The sequence below is a fragment of the Bradyrhizobium sp. BLXBL-03 genome, assembly GCF_051853015.1.
Lineage (GTDB): Bacteria > Pseudomonadota > Alphaproteobacteria > Rhizobiales > Xanthobacteraceae > Bradyrhizobium > Bradyrhizobium manausense.
This window is the reverse complement of record NZ_CP182470.1, coordinates 1,490,432-1,511,020: the sequence shown is the minus strand read 5'-3', so window position 1 is coordinate 1,511,020 and position 20,589 is coordinate 1,490,432. Positions and strand designations below refer to the sequence as shown.

The following is a 20,589-nucleotide window of genomic DNA, read 5'->3' as shown; positions in this document are numbered from 1 at the left end:
TTCACCAGACATCATCGACCGGTCCCGGGTGGGTCGGTCTCGCGGTTGTACGGAGCGGTGAATGACGCGAGTATTGATCACAGGGGGCGCCGGCTTCATCGGCTCTCATGCGGCGGATGTGCTGCTCGCCGCCGGCTACGAGATCCGCCTGCTCGACAACCTCTCGCCCCAAGTCCACGGCGGCAACCGCCAGCGCCCCTCATATCTCGCCGACGATGCCGAACTCATAGTGGGTGACGTCACCGACAGCGTCGCCGTAGAACACGCCCTGCGCGGCGCCGACATGGTCCTGCATCTGGCGTCCGCGGTCGGCGTGGGGCAGAGCATGTACGACATCGAGCCCTATGTACGAACCAATGAGCTCGGTACCGCTGTGCTGCTTCAGGCGCTGTCGAAGCGTCCGGTCGAGCGGCTTGTGGTCGCCTCTTCCATGAGCATCTACGGCGAAGGGCTCTATCGCAGGCCCGATCAAAGCGTCGTCTCCTCCGACGAACGTTCGATCAAGCAGCTCCGCAGCGGTGAGTGGGAGTTGCGCGACAGGGCAGGCGATCCGCTCATCCCGGTGGCGACCCCGGAAAGCAAGTTGCCCTCGCTTAGCTCGGTATATGCCCTGAACAAGTTTGCGCAGGAGCGCATGTGCCTGATCACAGGCAAGGCTTACGGGATCCCGACCGTGGCGCTGCGCTTCTTCAACGTGTTTGGCCCGCGCCAGGCCCTGTCGAATCCATACACAGGCGTGCTCGCGATCTTTGCCGCACGCCTGCTCAACGGACGGCCACCGCTCGTGTTCGAGGACGGCGAACAACGGCGCGACTTCGTCCACGTCCACGACGTCGCGCGTGCCTGTCGCATTGCCCTGGAAGCGGAGCAAACGCAGGATGTCTTCAACATCGGTTCGGGCCAAAGCCGGACCATCCTGTCGGTTGCGGAGGACCTCGCAGAGGTCATGGGCCGCAGCGACATCGCCCCGGAGATCACGCGAAAGTACCGTGCAGGTGACATCCGGCACTGCTTCGCCGATATCGGCAAGTCGCGCGATCTCCTCGGCTTCGAGCCGCACGTCGCCTTCAAAGATGGCCTCAAGGAGCTCGCGGACTATCTCGCCGACCAGATCGCCGACGACCAGGCCGAGCGGGCGACCCAGGAACTGCTGCAACGAGGATTGGTCGCGTGATGAATGAGCGAGACAACAGGCCCGTCCTGATCACCGGTGGCTGCGGCTTCATCGGCTGCAATCTCGCCGACCGGCTGGCCCACCGCGGGGAGCGAGTCCTGGTTCTGGACAACCTGGCCCGTGCCGGCGTGCGCGAGAACGCACAATGGCTGAAGGCCAGATATGGCGATCTCGTCACCATCACGGTCGCCGACATCAGAGAGCCAATTCCCGTGATCGATGCCGTGCGCGAGGCACGCGCCGTGCTGCATCTGGCGGCCCAGGTCGCCGTCACCGACAGCGTCAGCGACCCGGCTGCCGATTTCGAGATCAACGCACACGGTACCCTCAACGTGCTCGAAGCGGTCCGGCTGCACAACAGCACCGCGCCGGTCGTGTTCGCGTCTACCAACAAGGTCTATGGCCGCCTGATCGAGGACGGCGAGATCACGCTCAGCGGCCGCCGCTATACGCCTACCAGCCCTCGGCTGGCGGATGGCATCTCCGAGAACGCACCGCTCGATTTCTACAGTCCGTATGGCTGCTCCAAGGGAACGGCGGACCAGTACGTCCACGACTATGCACGGGTCTACGGCCTTCAGACCGTGGTGATGCGGATGAGCTGCATCTACGGACCGCGCCAGTTCGGCACCGAGGACCAAGGCTGGATCGCGCATTTCCTGCTGAGCGCGATCCGCGGCAAGCCAATCACGATCTATGGCGACGGCCATCAAGTTCGCGACGCCTTGCATGTGTCGGATGCGACGGCTGCGTGGCTTGCGGTGCTTGACCGGATCGCACTCGCGCGGGGACGCGTGTTCAATCTCGGTGGCGGCTCCGCAAATGCGGTCAGCCTTCGCGAGCTCATCGACCACATTGCCGAATTGACCGGCCGCGAGGTCACTTACCGCTTTGCCGATTGGCGTCCGGGCGACCAGCCCTGGTACGTCACCGATACGCATGCGCTGTCGACCGCGCTCGGATGGTCGCCGCAGGTCCCCTTCGCCGAGGGCCTTCGCTCTCTCCACGCCTGGCTGGACACTCGCTTCGGAGCAGCTCACGACAGCCGCGAGGCTCTCGCATGACGCGCGTGGCGCTGATCAATCCGAATTGGGATTTTGGCGGCAGCATCTATTTCGGCTGCCGTTCCCCCCACCTTCCGCTCGAACTCGGGATCTCCGAGCATCACCTGAAGGCGGCAGGGCATCGGACGCTGCTGCTCGATGCACACATGTTCGATCTTTCATTCCAGAACATAGAAGCCGAGCTGAGCGCGTTCGGCCCCGACCTGATCGTCATCAGCACAGCGCCGACCTACCTGTTCTGGCGCTGCGCACCGCCGGAACTGCGCGTGCCGCAGGAGCTTGCATTGGCGGTACGGGATCTTGCGCCGACCCTGGTCGCGGTCGGGCCGCATGGCTCGACGACGCCGCGGGCGGCTCTCAGGAAGCTCGCCGTCGACATCGTCGTGATGGGCGAGTGCGAGGCATCCTTGCTGCGCCTCGCCAATGGCGAAAGCGATTTTCCCGGCCTGTGCTTTGCGGACGGCGCCTCGGTCCGGGTCATTGGCGGCCCGCAGGCGGTCGACTTCAGCGATCAGCCAGCGCTCGACTGGCCGGATGAGATGATCCGGCGTCATCATCACCATCATCACCGTTTCGAGGCCGAGCCGGCAGGCCCCGGCGCAGAGGTCGAGGCGTCGCGGGGATGCCCATACAGCTGCACCTTCTGCGCCAAGGAGAATTTCCGCAATGCCTATCGCAAGCGGCCGCCCGCCATCATTCTCGACGAGATCGATCGCCTGCGCGGACAAGGCGTCCAATATGTCTACTTCATCGACGAGATCTTCCTGCCCAATCCCGAGCTGCTGGACGGGCTGAGCACGCGGGGCCTCAAGTTCGGCGTGCAGACCCGCATCGATCTGTGGAAGCCGGACATGCTCGCTTTGCTCGGCCGCGCCGGTTGCGTCTCGATCGAGGCCGGGGTCGAGAGTCTCACCGTCGAGGGACGCGCCGCGCTCGCCAAGAACTGCAAGATGACCACCGACCAGCTCGCCGATCGTCTGGTCGAAGCTCGTCGTCACGTGCCCTTCGTGCAAGCAAACCTGATCGAGGTGCCCGAAGACGAGGATCCTGTTGTACAGCGCTGGCGCCGCAAGATGCAGGATGCGGGGATCTGGGCGAACGATCCGGTCCCGCTTTATCCGTATCCTGGCTCGCCAGATTATCGAAAGCTCTGGGGGGAAGCTGACGATTTCGCCTGGGAGCGCGCCCACCGCCACTATCTGGCGATGTTCGATCAGTTCAGCGACGTGCAGAACGATCGGCCAGCCCCGCTCGAGGCTCTCGAACTCCAGGTGGCATCATGAGCGCGGCTTCAGCCATCAACATCCTGATGACGGCTGATACGGTCGGCGGCGTGTGGACCTATGCTTCCGCGCTCGCCTCAAGTCTAGCGGCATCCGGCGCCAACGTCACCTTGGTGACAATAGGTCCACCTCCGCGCGCCGATCAGCGCGAGATGTTTTGCGGCTCGCGCGTGCGGTTGATCGAGACAGATCTGGCGCTTGAATGGCAGGATCCGGAAGGTCACGATCTTGCCCACGCAAAGCGTATCCTCGCCGAACTCGAAATCCAATTCAGACCCGATATCGTTCACCTCAACAGCTTTCGGGAGGCGACATTCCGATGGAGCGTGCCGACGGTTGTCGTGGCGCACTCCTGCGTCAATTCGTGGGCGCTGGCCTGCCGGGATACGGCCTGGCTCAACGAGCCCCGATGGAATCGCTATACTGAGGCGGTCGCCTCGGCACTCGACAGCGCCCGGGCCTGGGTTTGCCCGAGCCAGTCTTTCCATGATGACATCGTTAAGATCTATCACCCTTCGTCGCCTGGCGCGGTGATCTGGAACGGTATTGCCCCCGGGGATCTACCCCATCGCAAGCGCGAGTTGATCCTGGCCGCGGGCCGCCTCTGGGATCGCGCCAAGAATATCGAGACGTTGGCGGCCGCGGCTCCTGGTCTCGACTGGCCGGTTCACGTCGCCGGCCCCGGCGGCACAGATTCGCCTGACATCACCTGGCTCGGACAGTTACCGCAGCCTGACTTGCATGAACGGCTCCAGCACGCAGCGATCTTTGCGAGCCCCGCACGCTACGAGCCGTTTGGTCTCTCCGTTCTGGAAGCTGCCGCAGCCGGCTGCGCGCTCGTCCTCTCCGATATACCGACCTTCCGGGAATTATGGAGTGGAGCAGCGCTGTTCTTCGATCCTTCCGACAGCCCAACACTGCACAGACTCTTGGCTGATCTCTGTTCTGATGATCTCGAAAGGGCACAATTGCAGCGCCGCGCGTACGAACATTCCCTGACGTATTCACTGGCACGCACCACGAGTGCCTATCTCAAGCTCTATGAGGAGCTGCTCACCTCAGAGCGTGCGTCAGCACCGCACAGCCGCATCGAGGTGCGCGCATGAAGTGTGTTCTGTTTTATCACGCGTTCACGTCCTGCTGGAACAATGGCAATGCTCACTTCCTGCGGGGTTACGCCCGCGAGCTGGCCGCGCTCGGCCATGAGGTCGTGGTGTTCGAGCCGATCGACGGATGGAGCCGGCTGAATGCGATCCGCGAAATCGGCGGCGAGGCCATACAAGACGTCGGCCGGCTTTTCCCTGGCGTCTCCGTTCGTCGCTACGACGCCGCGCTCGACTTCGACGAAGCGCTTGATGGCGCCGATCTCGTCATTGTGCATGAGTGGAATTCGCCCGATGTGATCGAGCGGGTCGGACGCAGGCGCGTCCACGGTACGCCCTTTACTCTGCTGTTTCACGACACGCACCATCGAGCGGTCACGGCGCCGGATGAACTCGCGCAGTTCGACCTGGATGCGTTTGACGGCGTTCTCGCCTTTGGCGAGGTCCTCCGTCAAATCTACATGAAACTCGGTTGGGGCAACCGCGCCTATACCTGGCACGAGGCGGCGGATGTCGCCTTGTATCGTCCCATTCCCGATGTTGAACGCGCCGAAGATCTGGTCTGGATCGGGAATTGGGGCGATGGAGAACGCAGCGCCGAACTCAACGAATTTCTGGTCGATCCCGTCGCCGAGCTGAGCCTGCAGGCAAGCGTCTATGGCGTGCGCTATTCGGACGACGCCATCTACACGATCCGGACCGCCGGTATCCGGTATGGCGGCTGGCTTCCCGCCCACTGGGCTCCCGTCGCCTTCGCCGGCGCACGCGCCACCATCCACGTGCCGCGCGGCCCGTATGTCCGATTGCTTCCCGGCATCCCAACGATCCGTGTGTTCGAGGCGCTGGCCTGCGGCATCCCTCTGGTTTCGGCACCCTGGTCTGACGCAGAGGAGCTGTTTCCCGACGGCGCATATCTCACGGCGGCGCATGGCGCTGACATGAGCCGCAAGCTTCGTGCCGTCCTCGATGATCGCGAGCTGTCTTCGGCGTTGGTAGCGACAGGCCTCCGCGCCATCCGGGAGCGGCATACTTGCCGGCATCGCGCGCAACAACTCGTCGGGATCGTTGAGGCGATCCGTGCTTCCGATGCCTCGTCACCGCCATTGCGATATATCGGAGCCTCCGCATGAAGATCAGCTTCTTCGGATCAAGCCTTGTCTCCTCGTACTGGAACGGCGCCGCCACCTATTACCGTGGCATGCTGAAGGAGATTGCGGCGCTCGGCCACGAGATCACTTTCTTCGAGCCTGACGCCTTCGAGCGGCAGGCTCATCGCGACATCGACGATCCGCACTGGGCCCAGGTCGTCGTCTATCCGGCGACGACCGACGGCTGGCGCAATTCGCTCGATACGGCCGCCCGATCGGCCGACATGGTGATCAAGGCGAGCGGCGTCGGTGTGTTCGATCAAGAGCTGGAAACCGCGGTTGCCGCCCTGCCCTCCCGGATCGTGCGTGTCTATTGGGATGTCGATGCGCCCGCCACGCTGGAAGCGATCGCAAGCGATCCGCATCATCATCTGCGCCGCGCTATTCCATCCTACGACATCGTCCTGACCTACGGCGGCGGCGATGGTGTCGTGGCTGCCTATCGCGCCATGGGCGCGCAGGACTGCGTGCCAATCTATAACGCGCTTGATCCCCGCACCCATTTTCCGTCGCCAGCGGAGCCGGGCTTCACCTGCGATCTCAGCCTTTTGGCCAATCGCCTGCCCGATCGCGAACAGAGGGTCGAGCATTTCTTTCTCGATGTCGCGCGCGACCTGCCAAGCAAGACGTTCGTGCTTGGCGGCTCCGGCTGGGAGACCAAGAACACGTCCAGCAACCTTCGCAAGGTGGGCCACGTCGGCACCGGTGCGCATAATGCCTTTTTCGGCTCCGCTCTCGCCACCCTGAATGTCAATCGCGACAGCATGGCACGCTTCGGCTTCTCGCCGCCGACGCGGGTGTTCGAGGCGATCGGCGCAGGCGCCTGCCTGATCACCGACTGCTGGAAGGGCATCGATCACTTCCTCGAGCCAGGTTTGGAGGTTCTGGTCGCGGCGAACGGCGGCGAAGTTGCGAGCCACCTCGCGGCGCTCAGCCCGGACCGCGCCCGCGCCATTGCCGATCGCGCCCGCGCCCGGATCCTCAGTCTACACACCTATCGCCATCGCGCGCGCCAGTTCAACGAACTCTTCACAGGAAGCAGCTCGCAAATCGAGGCAGCAGAATGAACCTCAACATCGTCGTCATCGGTCTCTCGGTCACTTCGTCATGGGGCAATGGTCACGCCACGACCTATCGCGCCCTGATCGAGGCCTTGGCGCGACGCGGTCATCACGTCACGTTCCTCGAGCGCGACGCTCCCTGGTATCGCGATCACCGCGATGTGACGAACCCTGCGTCCTGGCGGGTCGAGCTCTATCAATCGCTGAAGGACCTTCCACGGCGCTTTGGCGGCCTGGTCCGGAACGCCGATCTGGTCGTCATTGGCTCCTATGTCCCGGACGGCATTGCCATCAGCGAATGGGTCACGACCCATGCGCGCGGGATCACCGCCTTCTACGACATCGACACTCCGGTCACGCTTGCACGCCTCGAGCACGGCCTGGAATATCTCTCGGCTGCGATGATTCCTCGCTTCGACCTCTATCTTTCCTTCGCTGGCGGACCGGTGCCGCAAACGATCGAGAAACGCTACGGCAGCCCGCTCGCCCGGACTCTCTATTGCAGCGCCGATACCGATATCTACAGGCCGCAAGTCGCCAGGAATCGCTGGACGCTCGGCTATCTCGGCACCTATAGCGACGACCGACAGCCGGTACTCGAGCAACTGCTGATCACCCCGGCTCGCAAGCTTGGCTCGGAACAATTCGTCGTTGCCGGCGCGCAATACCCTGAGGGGACCGTGTGGCCCGGTAATGTCAGCCGCATCGAGCACCTTTCGCCCGATCGGCATCCCGCGTTCTATGCCGAGCAGCGGTTTACCCTGAACGCCACCCGCGCTGATATGAAGGCGCTGGGCTTCTCGCCGAGCGTTCGGTTGTTCGAAGCAGCGGCCTGCGGCACCCCGGTCATTTCGGACCGATGGCCGGGACTCGAGACCGTCTTTGAGCCGTCCCGCGAAATCTTGCTGGCATCAGGCCCGCGCGAGGTCCTCGAAATCCTCCGCGACATGCCCGAGGACCGACGGCGGAGCATCGCGGAGCAGGCGCGCCGTCGCGTGCTTCGCGATCACACGTCCGATCACCGCGCTCGGCAGCTGGAAGGCTATTACGCCGAGGCTTTGGCGCACCGCCGTCGAAAGACCACCCAATTTCCCGCCTCCCGTCCGATGCAGGTTGCAGAGATTTGAAAGGCCCGTCATGACATTCAATGCCATCATTCCCTCCGGCGAGCGCGCGACGACTGTCCTGGTCGCGGGCGGAGCCGGCTTCATCGGATCGCATCTTTGCGATGCTCTCCTGCAACGCGGCAAGACCGTCATCTGCCTCGACAACCTCTTCACTGGCAGCATCGACAACATTCGGCCGTTGCTGAACCACCCGAACTTTCGCTTCATCGAGCATGACGTGCGTGATCCCATCGCGATCGAAGACAGGGTTGACCGGGTTTACAGTCTTGCCTGCCCGGCCTCGCCGCGGCACTATCAGAAGGATCCGATCGGCACGATGAAAACGTGCGTGCTCGGAGCAATCAACCTGCTCGAGCTTGCGCGCCTGAAGGACGCCCGGATTCTCCAGGCTTCGACCAGTGAGGTGTACGGCGACCCGGAAATTCATCCGCAACCCGAATCCTATCTCGGCAACGTCAACCCGATCGGGCCACGCGCCTGTTACGACGAGGGCAAGCGGGCAGCGGAGACGTTGATGTTCGACTACCAGCGCACCCACGGCGTCGAGATCAAGGTCGCGCGAATCTTCAACACCTATGGCCCGCGCATGTTGGAGAACGACGGGCGCGTCGTTTCCAACTTCATCGTGCAGGCGCTTCGTGGCGAGCCGATCACGATTTACGGAAGCGGCAGTCAGACCAGGAGCTTCTGTTTCATCGACGATCTCGTTCGTGGGCTTCAGCTCCTGATGGAGAGCCCGCCGTCCATCACCGGGCCGTGCAATCTGGGCAATCCCCATGAAATCACCATCGAGACCATCGCGCGCGAGGTGCTCGCCTGCACCGCATCCAACTCGCCACTCCGCTTCGAGGCGCTTCCAAAGGACGATCCGAAGCGCCGCAAGCCGGTGATCGATACCGCGACGCGGATCCTGGGATGGCGACCGCGCGTCGCGCTCGAGGACGGCCTCAAGGCAACGATTGCTTATTTCGCACTTCGCATCGCGTCAGACTCGCCCACGCTCGTTCCCGTTATCGCAACGCGCCGGCCAGGACGTGGAGCACGCAATCGCATGACCATCGCCGAGTAGCGGCGAAGGTTCGCCGCCACGCGGGATATTGTGCTGGCGCGCGCAACCACATTGGAACTCGATCGCGATTGTTCCATCGCAACATATGTTAATCCGAAATGCGTTCACATGTGTGGTCGCGCAGCTACAGCCACCGCGCTGATTGCCCGATACGGTCCTCGCAGGGTGGGGATTGCTCAAGACCTGATGGAACAAATGAAAATGAACAAGCTTTTGGCTTCGGCCGCATTCGGCGCTTTGATCATCGGAGCGTCGTCGGCTTCCGCCGCGGACCTCGCTGCGCGACCCTATACCAAGGCGCCACCCGCGGTCGTTGCCGCGGTCTACGACTGGAGTGGTTTCTACATCGGCATCAACGGCGGTTGGGGACAAAGCCATGACCGCCGCGTGTTCGACCCGACGGCAACCCTGGTCGGCAGCTACAATGCGAACGGCGGCACGGTCGGCGGCCAGGTCGGCTATCGCTGGCAATCCGCGGGCTGGGTGTTCGGACTTGAGGCCCAGGGCAATTGGGCCGACATCTCCGGCAGCACCGGCAACCTCGTCGTCCCCGGCGGTACGGTCCGCTCGAAGATGGACGCATTCGGCCTGTTCACCGGCCAGGTCGGTTACGCCTGGAACAACGTCCTGCTCTACGTGAAGGGCGGCGCTTCGATCACCGACCGGAACTATCAGTTCCTTACGGCTGGCGGCGCACTCGCTTCGGAGACCGGCTACGGCACCCGTCTCGGCGGCACGGTCGGCGCCGGCCTCGAGTTCTCATTCGCCCAGAACTGGTCGCTCGGCGTCGAGTACGACCACATCTTCGAGAACCGTCATGGTGCGACGTTCACCATCCCGGGCGGCGGCAGCCTGACCGGCTTCTCGACCGGCGGTGACACCGATCTGATCCTGGGTCGTCTGAACTACCGCTTCGGGGGTCCGGTCGTCGCCAGATACTGAGCGAAGACGTCCCATTCCAATCAACTCAAAGCCCCGCTCACGCGGGGCTTTTTCTGTCAAATGGCCTCTACTTCATGACCTATTTTGACTCCTTGTTTCGAAACGGATCGTCGGCCTCGTCGTAGCCGCGCTCGATCAGGCACTTTCGGCGTTCGCGACAGTTGCAGCTCCAAGATCGGCCGCATGATTGCGCCAATCCAGGCCACTGCGGCAGAAGCGGCACGGCCTGATCATAGCGTATCCGGCGTCCGCAGCGTGTTGGATCGATCCTCGTTGCGCAGCTCTTGCTCGGCCGCGTGCCAGAACTCTTCCTCGCGGCCTTCGGGCTGGCCGGCGCGCTCCCACAATTGGTGGGCGCGCTCTCTGATCTCTTGCTCGCTCGGCTCGGACAATTGCATCTCCTGTCGTGAAGCGCGGCCCCACCCTTTGGGGGCTTGGGGGACTTTGAGGCGGGGCCGCGCAGGCCAGCCATCGGGGGCGACGCTGACCCGCGGATTCAAGCTTCCATCATGAGCAAGAGTTCCTGGGACTGCGATGATGCCAAGCCGATTCCATTCGGCAGTCGCCCGCACAGCGTGTCGCCCAAGGGGCTGTTCTGAAGGCGTGTCAGCTCGCCGGATCAGGTCAATCGAGACCTCGTCAACGGCAGCATCTGTGGCGCCAGCAAAGATCCGGCTTATATGTGGCCAGCTTCTCCGCAGCACCACGTGAAAAAAATCTTGCTTGTCTTTCTCGTACTCATCTTCGCGCCGCTGGCCGCATCGGCTGCGCGGTATCTTTGGCTTGGCGATGGCCGCGGCAACTGGCAAACCGCCGATCGCTCCAGCGCCGGCTTGTTGCCGGCCGCAGCGACCCATCCGGATGCGGTGGTCCGCGTCTTCGCTGCGCGAACCGTTCGCTGGCGCAGCATATTCGCGGTACATACCTGGATCGTGGTGAAGGAAAAGGGCGCCGCAACGTACAGCCGATACGACTACACCGCCTGGGGCGAGCCGATCCGCGCGAACGGTTTCGCCCCCGACGGGCGATGGTTCGGCGCCATGCCCGAGACCATCGTCGCGATCGATGGGGACCGAGCTGCGGCACTCATTCCCAAGATCCGGTACGTGATCGAGAACTACAGGTTTCGAGCCTACGGCGACTACAGCGCGTGGCCCGGCCCCAACTCGAATACCTTCGTGCAGGCCGCGCTCGATGCCGTACCGGAGCTTCGGGCCGTCCTGCCGCCGACTGCTATCGGCAAGGACTTCCCGTATGACGGCCATTGGATCGGCCTGACGCCATCCGGCACCGGCGTCTTCGCTTCGCTTGGCGGATATGCGGGGCTCACGGTCGGATGGGTCGAAGGCCTGGAGATAAACGTCTTCGGCGCCGTTCTCGGATTTGATATCCGGCGTCCCGCGCTCAAGCTGCCGGGCCTCGGACGCCTCGGCGTCCCTGTCGGGCTCTGACCAATCGGCTCCGCTGATGTGCACGACCTCGGCCGCCACGTTATCGATCGGCTAGATCTTCCGGACGAGCAGATTGTCGCGATGCGGCTGTCGCAGGATCAGGAGTGGAGACAGCGGCGCAGATCGTCAATCCTTCTCCACCATCTCGGCCGCCAGTTCAGCCACAGCCCGTCTTGCTGCCTCCGTCATTCCCCCGAGCGTCTGCGTGTGCCGAGCGGCACATTCGACGATCTTTTCTGCGACATATCTGCGCGCTGGATGTCCTTCGAACGTCAACGGCATCAGCCTGCAAGCCCGCTCCAATGCGACATCCATGTTGGAGATGGTTCGCTCACTAAATCTTTCGGAAAGCAACATGACCTGCCCCACGAACAAGCCGGCAATAAAGAATGTCCATGGAAGCAGCCGCCTCGCCCGCGTAGAGCGTCAGCAGCATCCCCCCAAGCAATTCAAGCACCCAAGTCATCGGCTAAGCTAACAGAGCGTTGCTTGATCCACATTCACAAACGTTAAGTGCGGCACAATCCAGTTGCCGCCGGCACCCAGGCTGCAGGAACTATTGCATCGGGACGAGATTGGCTCCGCAGATGTGCAAGAGTCTAGCAGCAGTGGCTTGTTGATGCCCCAAGCAGAGCGCGCCGAGGAGCCATCAGAGCCAACCACGGGTAGTTCAGGTCACCGCCGCTTTGCGCGTGCAGTTGGTCTGGGGGTGGTGACCGGCGCAGCAGATGACGACTGTTCTGCGATCGGGACTTACGCGAGCGCAGGCGCTCAATTCGGCACGGCACTTCTATGGACCGCGCCAGTGACCTTCCCCATGATGTTCGCGGTCGTGTATCTCTCGTCCAAGCTGGGGCAGGTCAGCGGGAAAGGTCTGTTTCATGTCATCCGGGAGATCTATCCGGGCTGGATCCTGTGGCCCACGTTGATCGGAGTCCTGATCGGAAACACCATCGAGGCGGCGGCAGACCTCGGCGGAATGGCAGCGGCCCTCCAGCTGTTCATTCCAGTTGCAACACCCATTATCGTTGTCATCATTGCCGCAATGATCGTGGCGCTCCAGCTATGCGGCTCCTACGAACTCATCCGGAACATCTTCCGATGGCTTGCTCTCGCTCTCTTTGCTTACGTGGCCTCAGCGTTGCTTGCGAGGCCCGATCCCTGGGAAGTCCTGCGTGGAACGCTTGTACCGACGATCCACTTCTCACGTGATTTCCTATCCATTCTCGTCGCGATCATCGGCACGAGCCTCTCGGCTTATCTTTACACCTGGCAGTCCAACGTTGAAGTCGAGGAGAAGATTGCCCAGGGGCGAGTCAAATTGAGGGAGCGCCAAGGCTCCAGCGAGTCCGACTTGCACAAATCCCGGATCGATATCCTGACAGGGATGCTGTTCTCCAACGTCATCATGTACTTCATCATCCTGGCGACCGGAGCCACGTTGTTCAAGGCCGGCCAGACCAACATAGATTCCGCAACGCAAGCCGCCGAGGCCTTGCGTCCACTTGCGGGTGACGCTGCAGGCATCCTGTTTGCCGTCGGCATCATCGCGGTCGGCTTTCTCGCTATTCCGGTCATGACAACGGGCGCGGCCTATGACCTGTGTCAAGTCTTGGGCTGGAAGAGCAGCCTTCATGAGAAGCCCAGCGAAGCGCCGGCATTTTACCTCGTCATCACAGCCTTTACGGCCGCCGCCGCCTGTTTGAACTTCCTGGGCCTCAACCCGATGCGAGCCTTGATCTATTCCGGCATCGTGCAGGGGTTTTCGACGCCGCCACTGCTTCTGTTCATCCTGATGATAACGAACAACCGCCGTATCATGGGCGACAAGGTCAACAGCCTGCCGCTCAATATCCTGTCTTGTGCGACAGTGATTGTGATCTTTGCCGCCAGCATCGGATTGGTCATGACGTGGTTCATATGAGGATGCGATGTCGCTCGATTGCGTGATCGTCGGCGGCGGGCCCGCGGGACTGATGACTGCCATCTACCTGGCCCGCTTCCGCCGCAGCGTTTGCGTGATTGATGCCGGAGCAAGTCGGGCCGCCCTCATCCCCCGCAGCCACAATCTACCGGGTTTTGCCGGCGGATTACCCGGAACGGAGCTTCTGGCGCGCATGACCGCGCAACTGGCGGAGCTAAAGGTGCCGCTGGTCCGTGCCGAGGTCACGTCGCTCGAAAAAGCACAGGATGGATTTCAGGTAACCTGGACCGGTGGAGGCGCCGATGCCGCGACGGTCGTGCTCGCTTGCGGGATCGTCGACATCCATCCGACATGTGAACAATGGCGCCTTGCGGTCGCTGAGGGACTGTTGCGGTATTGCCCCGTATGTGACGCCTATGAAGCGACGGGCCGTCGTGTCGCGGTGGTGGGGCCGCTAGACCAAGCGACGCCCAAGGCACTATTTCTGCGCGGCTTCTCTACGGACGTGACCGTGCTCGCGACCCGCATGAATGGGGACGGTTTCGCATCCGTGCTTGCCGAAACCGATATTTCCCTCATCCATGCGCCAGACGTGAGCTTAAGACGCTCCGGTGACAAGCTAGAGGCCGTGCTTGCCGACACGGCGGTCGAGTTCGATGTCATATACCCGGCCATGGGCGCCGAGGTCCGCTCGCAACTCGCACTATCGCTTGGCGCAGCGCATACCGATGGAGGCTATCTCACGGTCGACGATCACCAACGGACCTCGATCGCCGGTCTCTACGGTGTTGGAGATCTTGTCGTCGATCTGCACCAAATCTCTGTCGCCTTTGGCCACGCCGCAGTAGCGGCCTGCACCATTCACAACAGTCTACCTCGACGACTTGCCTAGCCGGCAAAATCAAGCGCGTCCGAGATCTTGTCTTTAGGAACTGATCTCCCGAGCGGGCATTCATTCTGCGGGTGGACCACGCATCTCCTCATAGCAGGGCAAGCCCGCTTCGCCTCCGTCGCGGGGTTTTCTCCGAGGAACTAGAACATGAGGGATGACCGCACAGGCAACGAGCCGTCGCCCCTCGTGCTGTTCGGCGTGGCACTTATCCCGATATTTGCCGTGCTGGCATGGTTCGCGTTCGGATGAGTCTCGCCAGACGAGTGATTGATCACCGGCCCCACCGCAAAGCGAGGTTATGCTTCGGCATCCTTCTCCAGGGGTCTGGAAACCAAGCGACCGCCTTGGGGCGGCCGGCTTCAGCTGGGCGGGCCGGCCCGCGCGAAAATGGGCCTTCGTGGAAATTTCGTGGAAACCACCCCTTCAGGCCTCGGGCGCCGAACGCCTAAATCATTGAAGAGGATGGTGGGCACGACAGGGATCGAACCTGTGACCCCTACCATGTCAAGGTAGTGCTCTCCCGCTGAGCTACGTGCCCTAATCGTCCGGATAGGTCGGGTGGGGGTCCTATAACGGCTCAGGGGAGCCGGCGCAAGGACGGAACGCGGCCGATTTAGGCCGCCAGCATCTTGTTCACTTCGCTCACCAATTCTCGGAGGTGAACGGGCTTCGACAGCACCTTGGCGTTCTTGGGGGCGTCCGAATCCGAGTTCAGGGCGACTGCGGCAAAGCCGGTGATGAACATGATCTTGATGTCGGGGTCGAGTTCCGAGGCCCGGCGGGCGAGCTCGATGCCGTCCATCTCGGGCATCACGATGTCGGTCAGCAGCATCTCGAACGGCTCTTCCCGCAAGCGCTGATAGGCGGCCATGCCGTTGTCATGGGACGAGACCTGAAAACCGGCGTTTTCCAGCGCCTTGACCAGGAAACGGCGCATGTCGTTGTCGTCTTCGGCGAGCAGGATTTTTGGCATGGGCGGAACGTCGATCCCCAGAGGATATGCAGAGGTTACTAAGCCCGACAGAGGGTAAATTTGGGGTGAAAATCTTAACCCTATGGGCTCGCCACTGCGAGGTGTTGTGAACCGGAACGGGCGGCGAATCAATTCCGGTGCGCCCACGCATCCACGCCTGCCTGCCCACACGGTTAAGACATGTTCCAGCGCGGATCACGCTTTTTCGCTTGGCAGAATGGTTGCGATTCCGGACAATGGCGACACATAAGAGCCGCTCGATCGGCCGAATCACCCGATCTGGACCCATGCTGGATCGTGCGGCGTGAAGGGACGAAGCCTGAGAAGATGACCCGGTTTGACGGCGAGGTGTCGCCAGCCTTCGAGATCGTGGAGCCCGCCGAGTGGCGCGCGCCTGTTATCTTCAACTCGCCCCATTCCGGCTCGACCTACCCGGACGAATTCCTGAACGCATCCCGGATCGACCTGCCGACGCTGCGGCGCTCGGAAGACTCCTTCATGGACGAGCTGATCGGTCATTTGAGCGCACGCGGGTTTCCGACCGTGCGGGTCAACTTTCCCCGCTCCTATGTCGACGTCAACAGAGAGCCCTATGAGCTCGACCCCCGCATGTTCACCGGCCGCCTGCCGAGCTTCGCCAACACCCGCTCGATGCGGGTCGCCGGCGGATTAGGCACGATTCCGCGCGTGGTCGGCGACGGCCAGGAGATCTATCGCGACCGCATCGCGGTCGACGACGCGCTGGCGCGGATCGAGACGCTGTACAAGCCCTACCACCGCGCGCTGCGCCGGCTGATCAACAAGGTGCACCAGATGTTCGGCACCGTGGTGCTGGTCGACTGCCACTCGATGCCCTCGGTCGGCGTCAGCAGGGACGAGCCGCGCCGCCCCGACGTCGTGATCGGCGACCGCTACGGCACGAGCTGCACGCCGCTGCTGCCCGACCGCGTCGAGGAGACCATGACGGGGCTCGGCTATTCGATCGGCCGCAACAAGCCCTATGCCGGCGGGTTCATCACCGAGCACTACGGCAACCCTGCAAGCGGCCTGCATGCCGTGCAGCTCGAGTTCAACCGCGCGATCTACATGGATGAGCGCCGCCGCGAGCGCAGCCCGCGCTTTGCGCAAGTGGCGAGCGATTTCGGCGTTCTCGCCGAGGTGCTGGCGACCACGATCCCGTTCGGCGATCTCGGCCCGTTCCAGGCCGCGGCGGAATAGACGCGCGGGTTCGAACGATCACCTTGCCTGCGATTGACGCGAAGGCGTTTGCGTTTGGCTTGAGATCGCGCGCCAAACTGAAAACAGACAGACAAGAAAAAAGGGCCGCTCGCGAATGACGCAAGCGGCCCAAGTCTAGGGAGGAAACGCCCAAGGAGGGCAGCGGTAACGCGAGAAGCGCTACCGCACCGCAACAATATGCGGCCGCGCCGCACAAAGTGCAAGGGCTTTTGAGCCGTTTCCCATGCAAAAACACATGGCTCAGTTGCTCCCAGAGAAACCCAGATTCAGTTTCTTTGATAAGGAAATTCAATGGGTTGATAGTCGTTTGCATACGAACAAGGCATGTTCGGAACTAAGTTTTCAACTCAATGATCGATATTTGGCCAGCAGATGGCTCGCCAATCGTCTGACTATTTGGCTTGCCGGGCCGACCGGTCGCCGGACCCAAAATACCAGGGTGCAAATCAAGACAGCGCTGCACGCAAGCGGCGAATTGAGCTAGGCAGATGCGAGCTTCAGCCAACTTTCGTTTTGAGGATGCGCCGTGACGGTGATCGATTTCTCAGCCTTCATCGGACGGCTCGCCACTGCCTCCGGCGAGACCATCCTGCCGTTCTTCCGCACCTCGCTGTCGATCGACGACAAGAGCAAGACCAAGGATTTCGATCCGGTGACCGAGGCCGATCGCGCCGCCGAGGCGGTGATGCGACGGCTGATCAAGGCGAGCTTCCCCCAGCACGGCATCGTCGGCGAGGAATTCGGCAATGAGCGCGAGGACGCCGACTATGTCTGGGTGCTCGACCCCATCGACGGCACCAAGTCCTTCATCGGCGGCTTTCCGATCTGGGGCACGCTGATCGCGCTTCTGCACAAGGGCACGCCGGTTTACGGCATGATGCACCAGCCCTTCATCGGCGAGCGCTTTTCCGGCGACAACGGCTCGGCCAATTACAAAGGTCCCACCAGTGAACGCCGGCTGCAGGTCCGCCGCTGCGCCTCGCTGTCGGAGGCGACGACCTACACCACCTCTCCCTTGCTGATGAACGAGCGCGACCGCGCCATTTTCGGCCGCATCGAGCAGGGTGCGCGGCTGTCGCGTTATGGCGGCGATTGCTATTCCTATTGCATGCTGGCCGCCGGCCATGTCGATCTCGTGGTCGAGACCGAGCTGAAGCCTTATGACATCGCAGCGCTGATTCCGATCGTGACCGGCGCCGGCGGCGTCGTCACCACCTGGGAAGGCAAGCCGGCCCAAGGCGGCGGCCGCATCGTCGCGGCAGGCGATGCAAGAGTTCACGAAGAAGCACTGAAGTTGCTCAATGCGTAGGCGAGCGAGGGGCTTGCATGACAAATTGGCGTAAGCTCCTCCTCTCGATCCTGCTTCTGTTTCCGACCCTCGCCTCCGCCCAGAATTTTCCGGCGAAACCGATCAAGCTGATTGTGCCGTTCCCGGCCGGCGGCCCCAACGACATCATCGCCCGCGTGATCGGCCAGCGCATGTCGGAGCTGTCGCGCCAGCCGGTGCTGATCGACAATCGCGGCGGCCAGGGCGGCGTGCTCGGGACCGATGCGGTGGCCAAGGCCGCGCCCGACGGCTACACCATCGCGATCACCAGCGCCGGCGCGCTCGCGATCAGCCCGAGCATGGAGAAGGTCGCCTACGACACGCTCACCGATCTCACGCCGATAACCCTGGTTGCGACCGTGCCGGAAATGCTCGTCGTCGCCAGCAACGTGCCGGCAAAGGACCTCGGCGAATTGATTGCGCTCGCGAAAGCGCAGCCCGGAAAACTCAACTTCGCCTCGACCGGACCCGGCAGCCTGCCACACCTCGCCGGCGAATTGTTCAAGCTGACGGCCAGGATCGACATCGTGCACGTGCCCTATCGCGGCGCCGCGCCGGCGGTGAACGATCTCTTGGGCCAGCAGGTGCAGATGACATTCCTCGATCTCCCGGCGCTGCTGCCGCAGGTCAAGGCCGGAGCGCTGCGGCCGATGGCGGTCGGCTCCGCCGAGCGCACACCCACGGCGCCGGAGGTGCCGACCACGAAGGAAGCCGGCTTTCCCGATCTGCGCATCGAGAACTGGTACGGCATGGTCGCGCCCAAGGGCACGCCGAAAGAGATCGTCGCCGCGCTGCATGACCTCGGGACCAAGGCGATGGCGGATCCCGCAGTGAAGGAGAAGCTCGCCCAGCAGGGCGCAACGCTTGTTGGCGACGAGCCGGAGCATTTTCGCGCCTTCATCGCGGATGAGACCAAGAAGTGGGCGAAGGTCATCAAGGACGCAGGCGTGGAGACGGCGAGGTAGCGAGCGACCCCTCACAACGCGATAGGTGCGTTCCCTCCCCCACAACGGGGGAGGGAGCGCAGCTGCAACGTCGGCATACATCAACATGTCGCCTCACACCGCCTCCGCCCGCAAATGCTCCACCAGCATCTTGGCCGGGCGCGGCAGCGCCTTGAAGCTGCGCGCGCAGATCACGAGCTTGCGGTTGGCGAAGGCGTCGCGCAGGCGGACCATGGCGAGCGGCATCAGCCTGGCACAGCGGCGGGCGGCGGCTTCGGGCACCAGGGCGACGCCGACATCGGCCGAGACCAGCCGGCAGATCGCGTCGAAGTCACGCAGGCGCGCGCGGAAATGCGGGCGCATGCCGAGCCGCGCGGCGTGCTTTGAAATGTGCATCTGAAGCGCGGTGGCGCTGGTAAGGCCGACGAACTCGCAAGAGCCCGCCTCCTGGAAATCGATCTGGCGGCGGCCGGCGAACGGGCCGCGTTTCGACGTCACCAGCGTCAGGCGGTCCTCGCTGAACACGAAGCGCTCGATATGATCGGGCAGCGCGTGCTCCGCGGCAAAGCCGAGATCGGCAGCGCCGGCGGTGATCGCGGCCGCAATGTCGGTGCTCTCGCGCTCCTCGATGTCGATGGCGACGTCACGATGCTCGCGCAGGAAGCCGGCGAGCGCCTTCGGCAGATGCTCCGAGAGACCTGAGGTGTTGGCGAGGAAGTGCACGCTGGCGCGCACGCCGCTGGCAAAGCCGGCGAGATCGCCGCGCATGGCGTCGACCTGGTGGATCACGAGCCTGGCATGATCGAGCAGGCTCTCGCCGGCCGCGGTCAGCTCCACGCCGCGCCGTCCGCGCTTGAGCAGCGCGACGCCGAGCGCGTCCTCGAGCCCTTTTATGCGCGCGCTGGCGGATGCTAGCGCCAGATGCGACCGTTCGGCGCCGCGAGTGATGCTGCGCTGGTCGGCGACCGCGATGAAGAGCTGGAGGTCGACGAGGTCGAAACGCACGGATGATTTTCTCCAAAGTCCAGCCTTCGTTGGCGACGAAGGCTATCTCCGTAACCTCCAGATTGTGCCCACGCGCCGCTTCAGTCAATGTGGCCCGATGATTGACCCACTCCTCATTCTCATCGCCGCCGTCTTCCTGGTTGCCGGATTCGTCAAGGGCGTCGTCGGGCTCGGCCTGCCGACGGTGTCGATGGGCCTGCTTGCGGTGAACATGGCGCCGAGTCGCGCGATCGCAATCGTGATCGTGCCCGCCATCGTCACCAACATCTGGCAGACCTTTGTCGGCCCGCATTTGCGCGACATCCTCAGGCGCCTGTGGCCGCTGATGATCGGCACCGTGATCGGATGCTGGCTCAACGCCGGCGCGCTGACCGGCCCCCATGCGCGCTACGGCACCGTGGTGCTCGGCGTCCTGCTGGTGATCTATGCCCTTATTGGCCTCAGCAAATTCAAGTTCCACATCGCCCCGCGGAACGAGAAATGGGTCGGCGGCGTGGTCGGCGTCGTCACCGGCGTGATCTCGGCCTCGACGGGTGTGCAGGTGATCCCCTCGATGCCGTTCATGCAGGCGATCGGGATGGAGAAGGACGAGCTGGTGCAGGCCCTCGGCGTGTTCTTCACCACCGCGACGCTGGCGCTGGCCTTCAACCTCACCGCGGGCGGATTGCTGACGCCAGCCAATGCCGTGCCGGGCACTGTGGCCATGGCGATGGCCTTTGCCGGCATGTATGTCGGCCAGTCAGTGCGGCAGCGGATGCCGGCGGAGGCATTTCGCCGCTGGTTTTTGGTCGCGATGATCCTGCTCGGCGTTTATCTCGCCGGCAGCGCGCTGCTGAAGGAATTCGCCTGACAGGAGATCTGTA

At 63.0% G+C, this 20,589-nt stretch carries 20 protein-coding genes and 1 tRNA gene; 16 read left to right on the top strand and 5 right to left on the bottom strand.

Annotation, left to right across the window (positions count from 1 at the left end):
• Positions 1-61 precede the first annotated feature (61 nt).
• From ACNJX9_RS07200 to ACNJX9_RS07160, 9 genes are all read left to right on the top strand, one after another.
• A complete protein-coding gene (locus ACNJX9_RS07200) occupies positions 62-1,174 on the top strand; it encodes an NAD-dependent epimerase/dehydratase family protein (protein WP_439408274.1) in 1,113 nt (370 codons plus the stop codon).
• Positions 1,174-2,238, top strand: a complete 1,065-nt coding sequence (locus ACNJX9_RS07195) for an NAD-dependent epimerase/dehydratase family protein (RefSeq protein WP_439408273.1) — start codon at positions 1,174-1,176, stop codon at positions 2,236-2,238. Before ACNJX9_RS07200 ends, ACNJX9_RS07195 begins: the two co-directional genes overlap by 1 nt.
• Positions 2,235-3,521, top strand: coding sequence for a TIGR04295 family B12-binding domain-containing radical SAM protein (locus ACNJX9_RS07190; protein WP_439408272.1), 1,287 nt, complete (start codon positions 2,235-2,237; stop codon positions 3,519-3,521). The genes ACNJX9_RS07195 and ACNJX9_RS07190 overlap by 4 nt, the downstream gene beginning before the upstream one ends.
• Positions 3,518-4,627: a glycosyltransferase family 4 protein gene (locus ACNJX9_RS07185; RefSeq protein ID WP_439408271.1), complete on the top strand. Its 1,110-nt coding sequence runs from the start codon at positions 3,518-3,520 to the stop codon at positions 4,625-4,627. Before ACNJX9_RS07190 ends, ACNJX9_RS07185 begins: the two co-directional genes overlap by 4 nt.
• A complete protein-coding gene (locus ACNJX9_RS07180) occupies positions 4,624-5,754 on the top strand; it encodes a CgeB family protein (RefSeq protein ID WP_439408270.1) in 1,131 nt (376 codons plus the stop codon). The genes ACNJX9_RS07185 and ACNJX9_RS07180 overlap by 4 nt, the downstream gene beginning before the upstream one ends.
• Entirely contained in the window at positions 5,751-6,839 is a 1,089-nt protein-coding gene (locus tag ACNJX9_RS07175) for a CgeB family protein (protein WP_439408269.1), read from the top strand. Before ACNJX9_RS07180 ends, ACNJX9_RS07175 begins: the two co-directional genes overlap by 4 nt.
• A complete protein-coding gene (locus ACNJX9_RS07170) occupies positions 6,836-7,960 on the top strand; it encodes a CgeB family protein (RefSeq protein WP_439408268.1) in 1,125 nt (374 codons plus the stop codon). The genes ACNJX9_RS07175 and ACNJX9_RS07170 overlap by 4 nt, the downstream gene beginning before the upstream one ends.
• Positions 7,961-7,970: 10 nt before the next feature.
• Positions 7,971-9,029, top strand: a complete 1,059-nt coding sequence (locus tag ACNJX9_RS07165; RefSeq protein ID WP_439408267.1) for a UDP-glucuronic acid decarboxylase family protein — start codon at positions 7,971-7,973, stop codon at positions 9,027-9,029.
• Positions 9,030-9,230: 201 nt separating this feature from the next.
• Positions 9,231-9,971: an outer membrane protein gene (locus tag ACNJX9_RS07160; protein ID WP_439408266.1), complete on the top strand. Its 741-nt coding sequence runs from the start codon at positions 9,231-9,233 to the stop codon at positions 9,969-9,971.
• A gap of 230 nt (positions 9,972-10,201) precedes the next feature.
• Here the strand turns inward: ACNJX9_RS07160 and ACNJX9_RS07155 are convergent, their stop codons facing one another.
• Positions 10,202-10,369 (bottom strand): DUF2934 domain-containing protein, encoded by a 168-nt coding sequence (locus ACNJX9_RS07155; protein ID WP_430648650.1) that lies wholly within the window; start codon positions 10,367-10,369, stop codon positions 10,202-10,204.
• 321 nt (positions 10,370-10,690) lie between these two features.
• Between ACNJX9_RS07155 and ACNJX9_RS07150 the strand changes: the two genes are divergently transcribed.
• Positions 10,691-11,422, top strand: coding sequence for a DUF3750 domain-containing protein (locus tag ACNJX9_RS07150; protein WP_439408265.1), 732 nt, complete (start codon positions 10,691-10,693; stop codon positions 11,420-11,422).
• A 126-nt stretch (positions 11,423-11,548) separates the two neighbouring features.
• On the opposite strand, the gene ACNJX9_RS07145 is transcribed toward ACNJX9_RS07150, so the two are convergent.
• Positions 11,549-11,779, bottom strand: coding sequence for a hypothetical protein (locus tag ACNJX9_RS07145; protein WP_439408264.1), 231 nt, complete (start codon positions 11,777-11,779; stop codon positions 11,549-11,551).
• Between the two features lie 262 nt (positions 11,780-12,041).
• Between ACNJX9_RS07145 and ACNJX9_RS07140 the strand changes: the two genes are divergently transcribed.
• Positions 12,042-13,346 carry an NRAMP family divalent metal transporter gene (locus tag ACNJX9_RS07140; protein ID WP_439408263.1) on the top strand — a complete coding sequence of 435 codons (1,305 nt, stop codon included), beginning with the start codon at positions 12,042-12,044 and terminating at the stop codon, positions 13,344-13,346.
• 7 nt (positions 13,347-13,353) lie between these two features.
• Entirely contained in the window at positions 13,354-14,238 is an 885-nt protein-coding gene (locus tag ACNJX9_RS07135) for an NAD(P)/FAD-dependent oxidoreductase (protein WP_439408262.1), read from the top strand.
• Positions 14,239-14,701: 463 nt separating this feature from the next.
• On the opposite strand, the gene ACNJX9_RS07130 is transcribed toward ACNJX9_RS07135, so the two are convergent.
• Together ACNJX9_RS07130 and cpdR are read right to left on the bottom strand one after the other, a co-directional pair.
• A tRNA-Val gene (locus tag ACNJX9_RS07130) sits at positions 14,702-14,776 on the bottom strand.
• Positions 14,777-14,851: 75 nt separating this feature from the next.
• Entirely contained in the window at positions 14,852-15,211 is a 360-nt protein-coding gene (gene cpdR, locus ACNJX9_RS07125) for a cell cycle two-component system response regulator CpdR (protein ID WP_007597092.1), read from the bottom strand.
• A 327-nt stretch (positions 15,212-15,538) separates the two neighbouring features.
• Between cpdR and ACNJX9_RS07120 the strand changes: the two genes are divergently transcribed.
• The 3 genes from ACNJX9_RS07120 to ACNJX9_RS07110 all read left to right on the top strand — a co-directional run bounded on the left by ACNJX9_RS07120 (position 15,539) and on the right by ACNJX9_RS07110 (position 18,742).
• Entirely contained in the window at positions 15,539-16,429 is an 891-nt protein-coding gene (locus ACNJX9_RS07120) for an N-formylglutamate amidohydrolase (protein ID WP_057752771.1), read from the top strand.
• 547 nt (positions 16,430-16,976) lie between these two features.
• A complete protein-coding gene (hisN, locus tag ACNJX9_RS07115) occupies positions 16,977-17,759 on the top strand; it encodes a histidinol-phosphatase (protein WP_057752773.1) in 783 nt (260 codons plus the stop codon).
• Positions 17,760-17,776: 17 nt separating this feature from the next.
• Positions 17,777-18,742, top strand: a complete 966-nt coding sequence (locus tag ACNJX9_RS07110) for a Bug family tripartite tricarboxylate transporter substrate binding protein (protein ID WP_439408261.1) — start codon at positions 17,777-17,779, stop codon at positions 18,740-18,742.
• A 93-nt stretch (positions 18,743-18,835) separates the two neighbouring features.
• Here the strand turns inward: ACNJX9_RS07110 and ACNJX9_RS07105 are convergent, their stop codons facing one another.
• Entirely contained in the window at positions 18,836-19,726 is an 891-nt protein-coding gene (locus ACNJX9_RS07105; RefSeq protein ID WP_439408260.1) for a LysR substrate-binding domain-containing protein, read from the bottom strand.
• 97 nt (positions 19,727-19,823) lie between these two features.
• Between ACNJX9_RS07105 and ACNJX9_RS07100 the strand changes: the two genes are divergently transcribed.
• Positions 19,824-20,576: a sulfite exporter TauE/SafE family protein gene (locus ACNJX9_RS07100; RefSeq protein WP_439408259.1), complete on the top strand. Its 753-nt coding sequence runs from the start codon at positions 19,824-19,826 to the stop codon at positions 20,574-20,576.
• Positions 20,577-20,589: the final 13 nt, after the last annotated feature.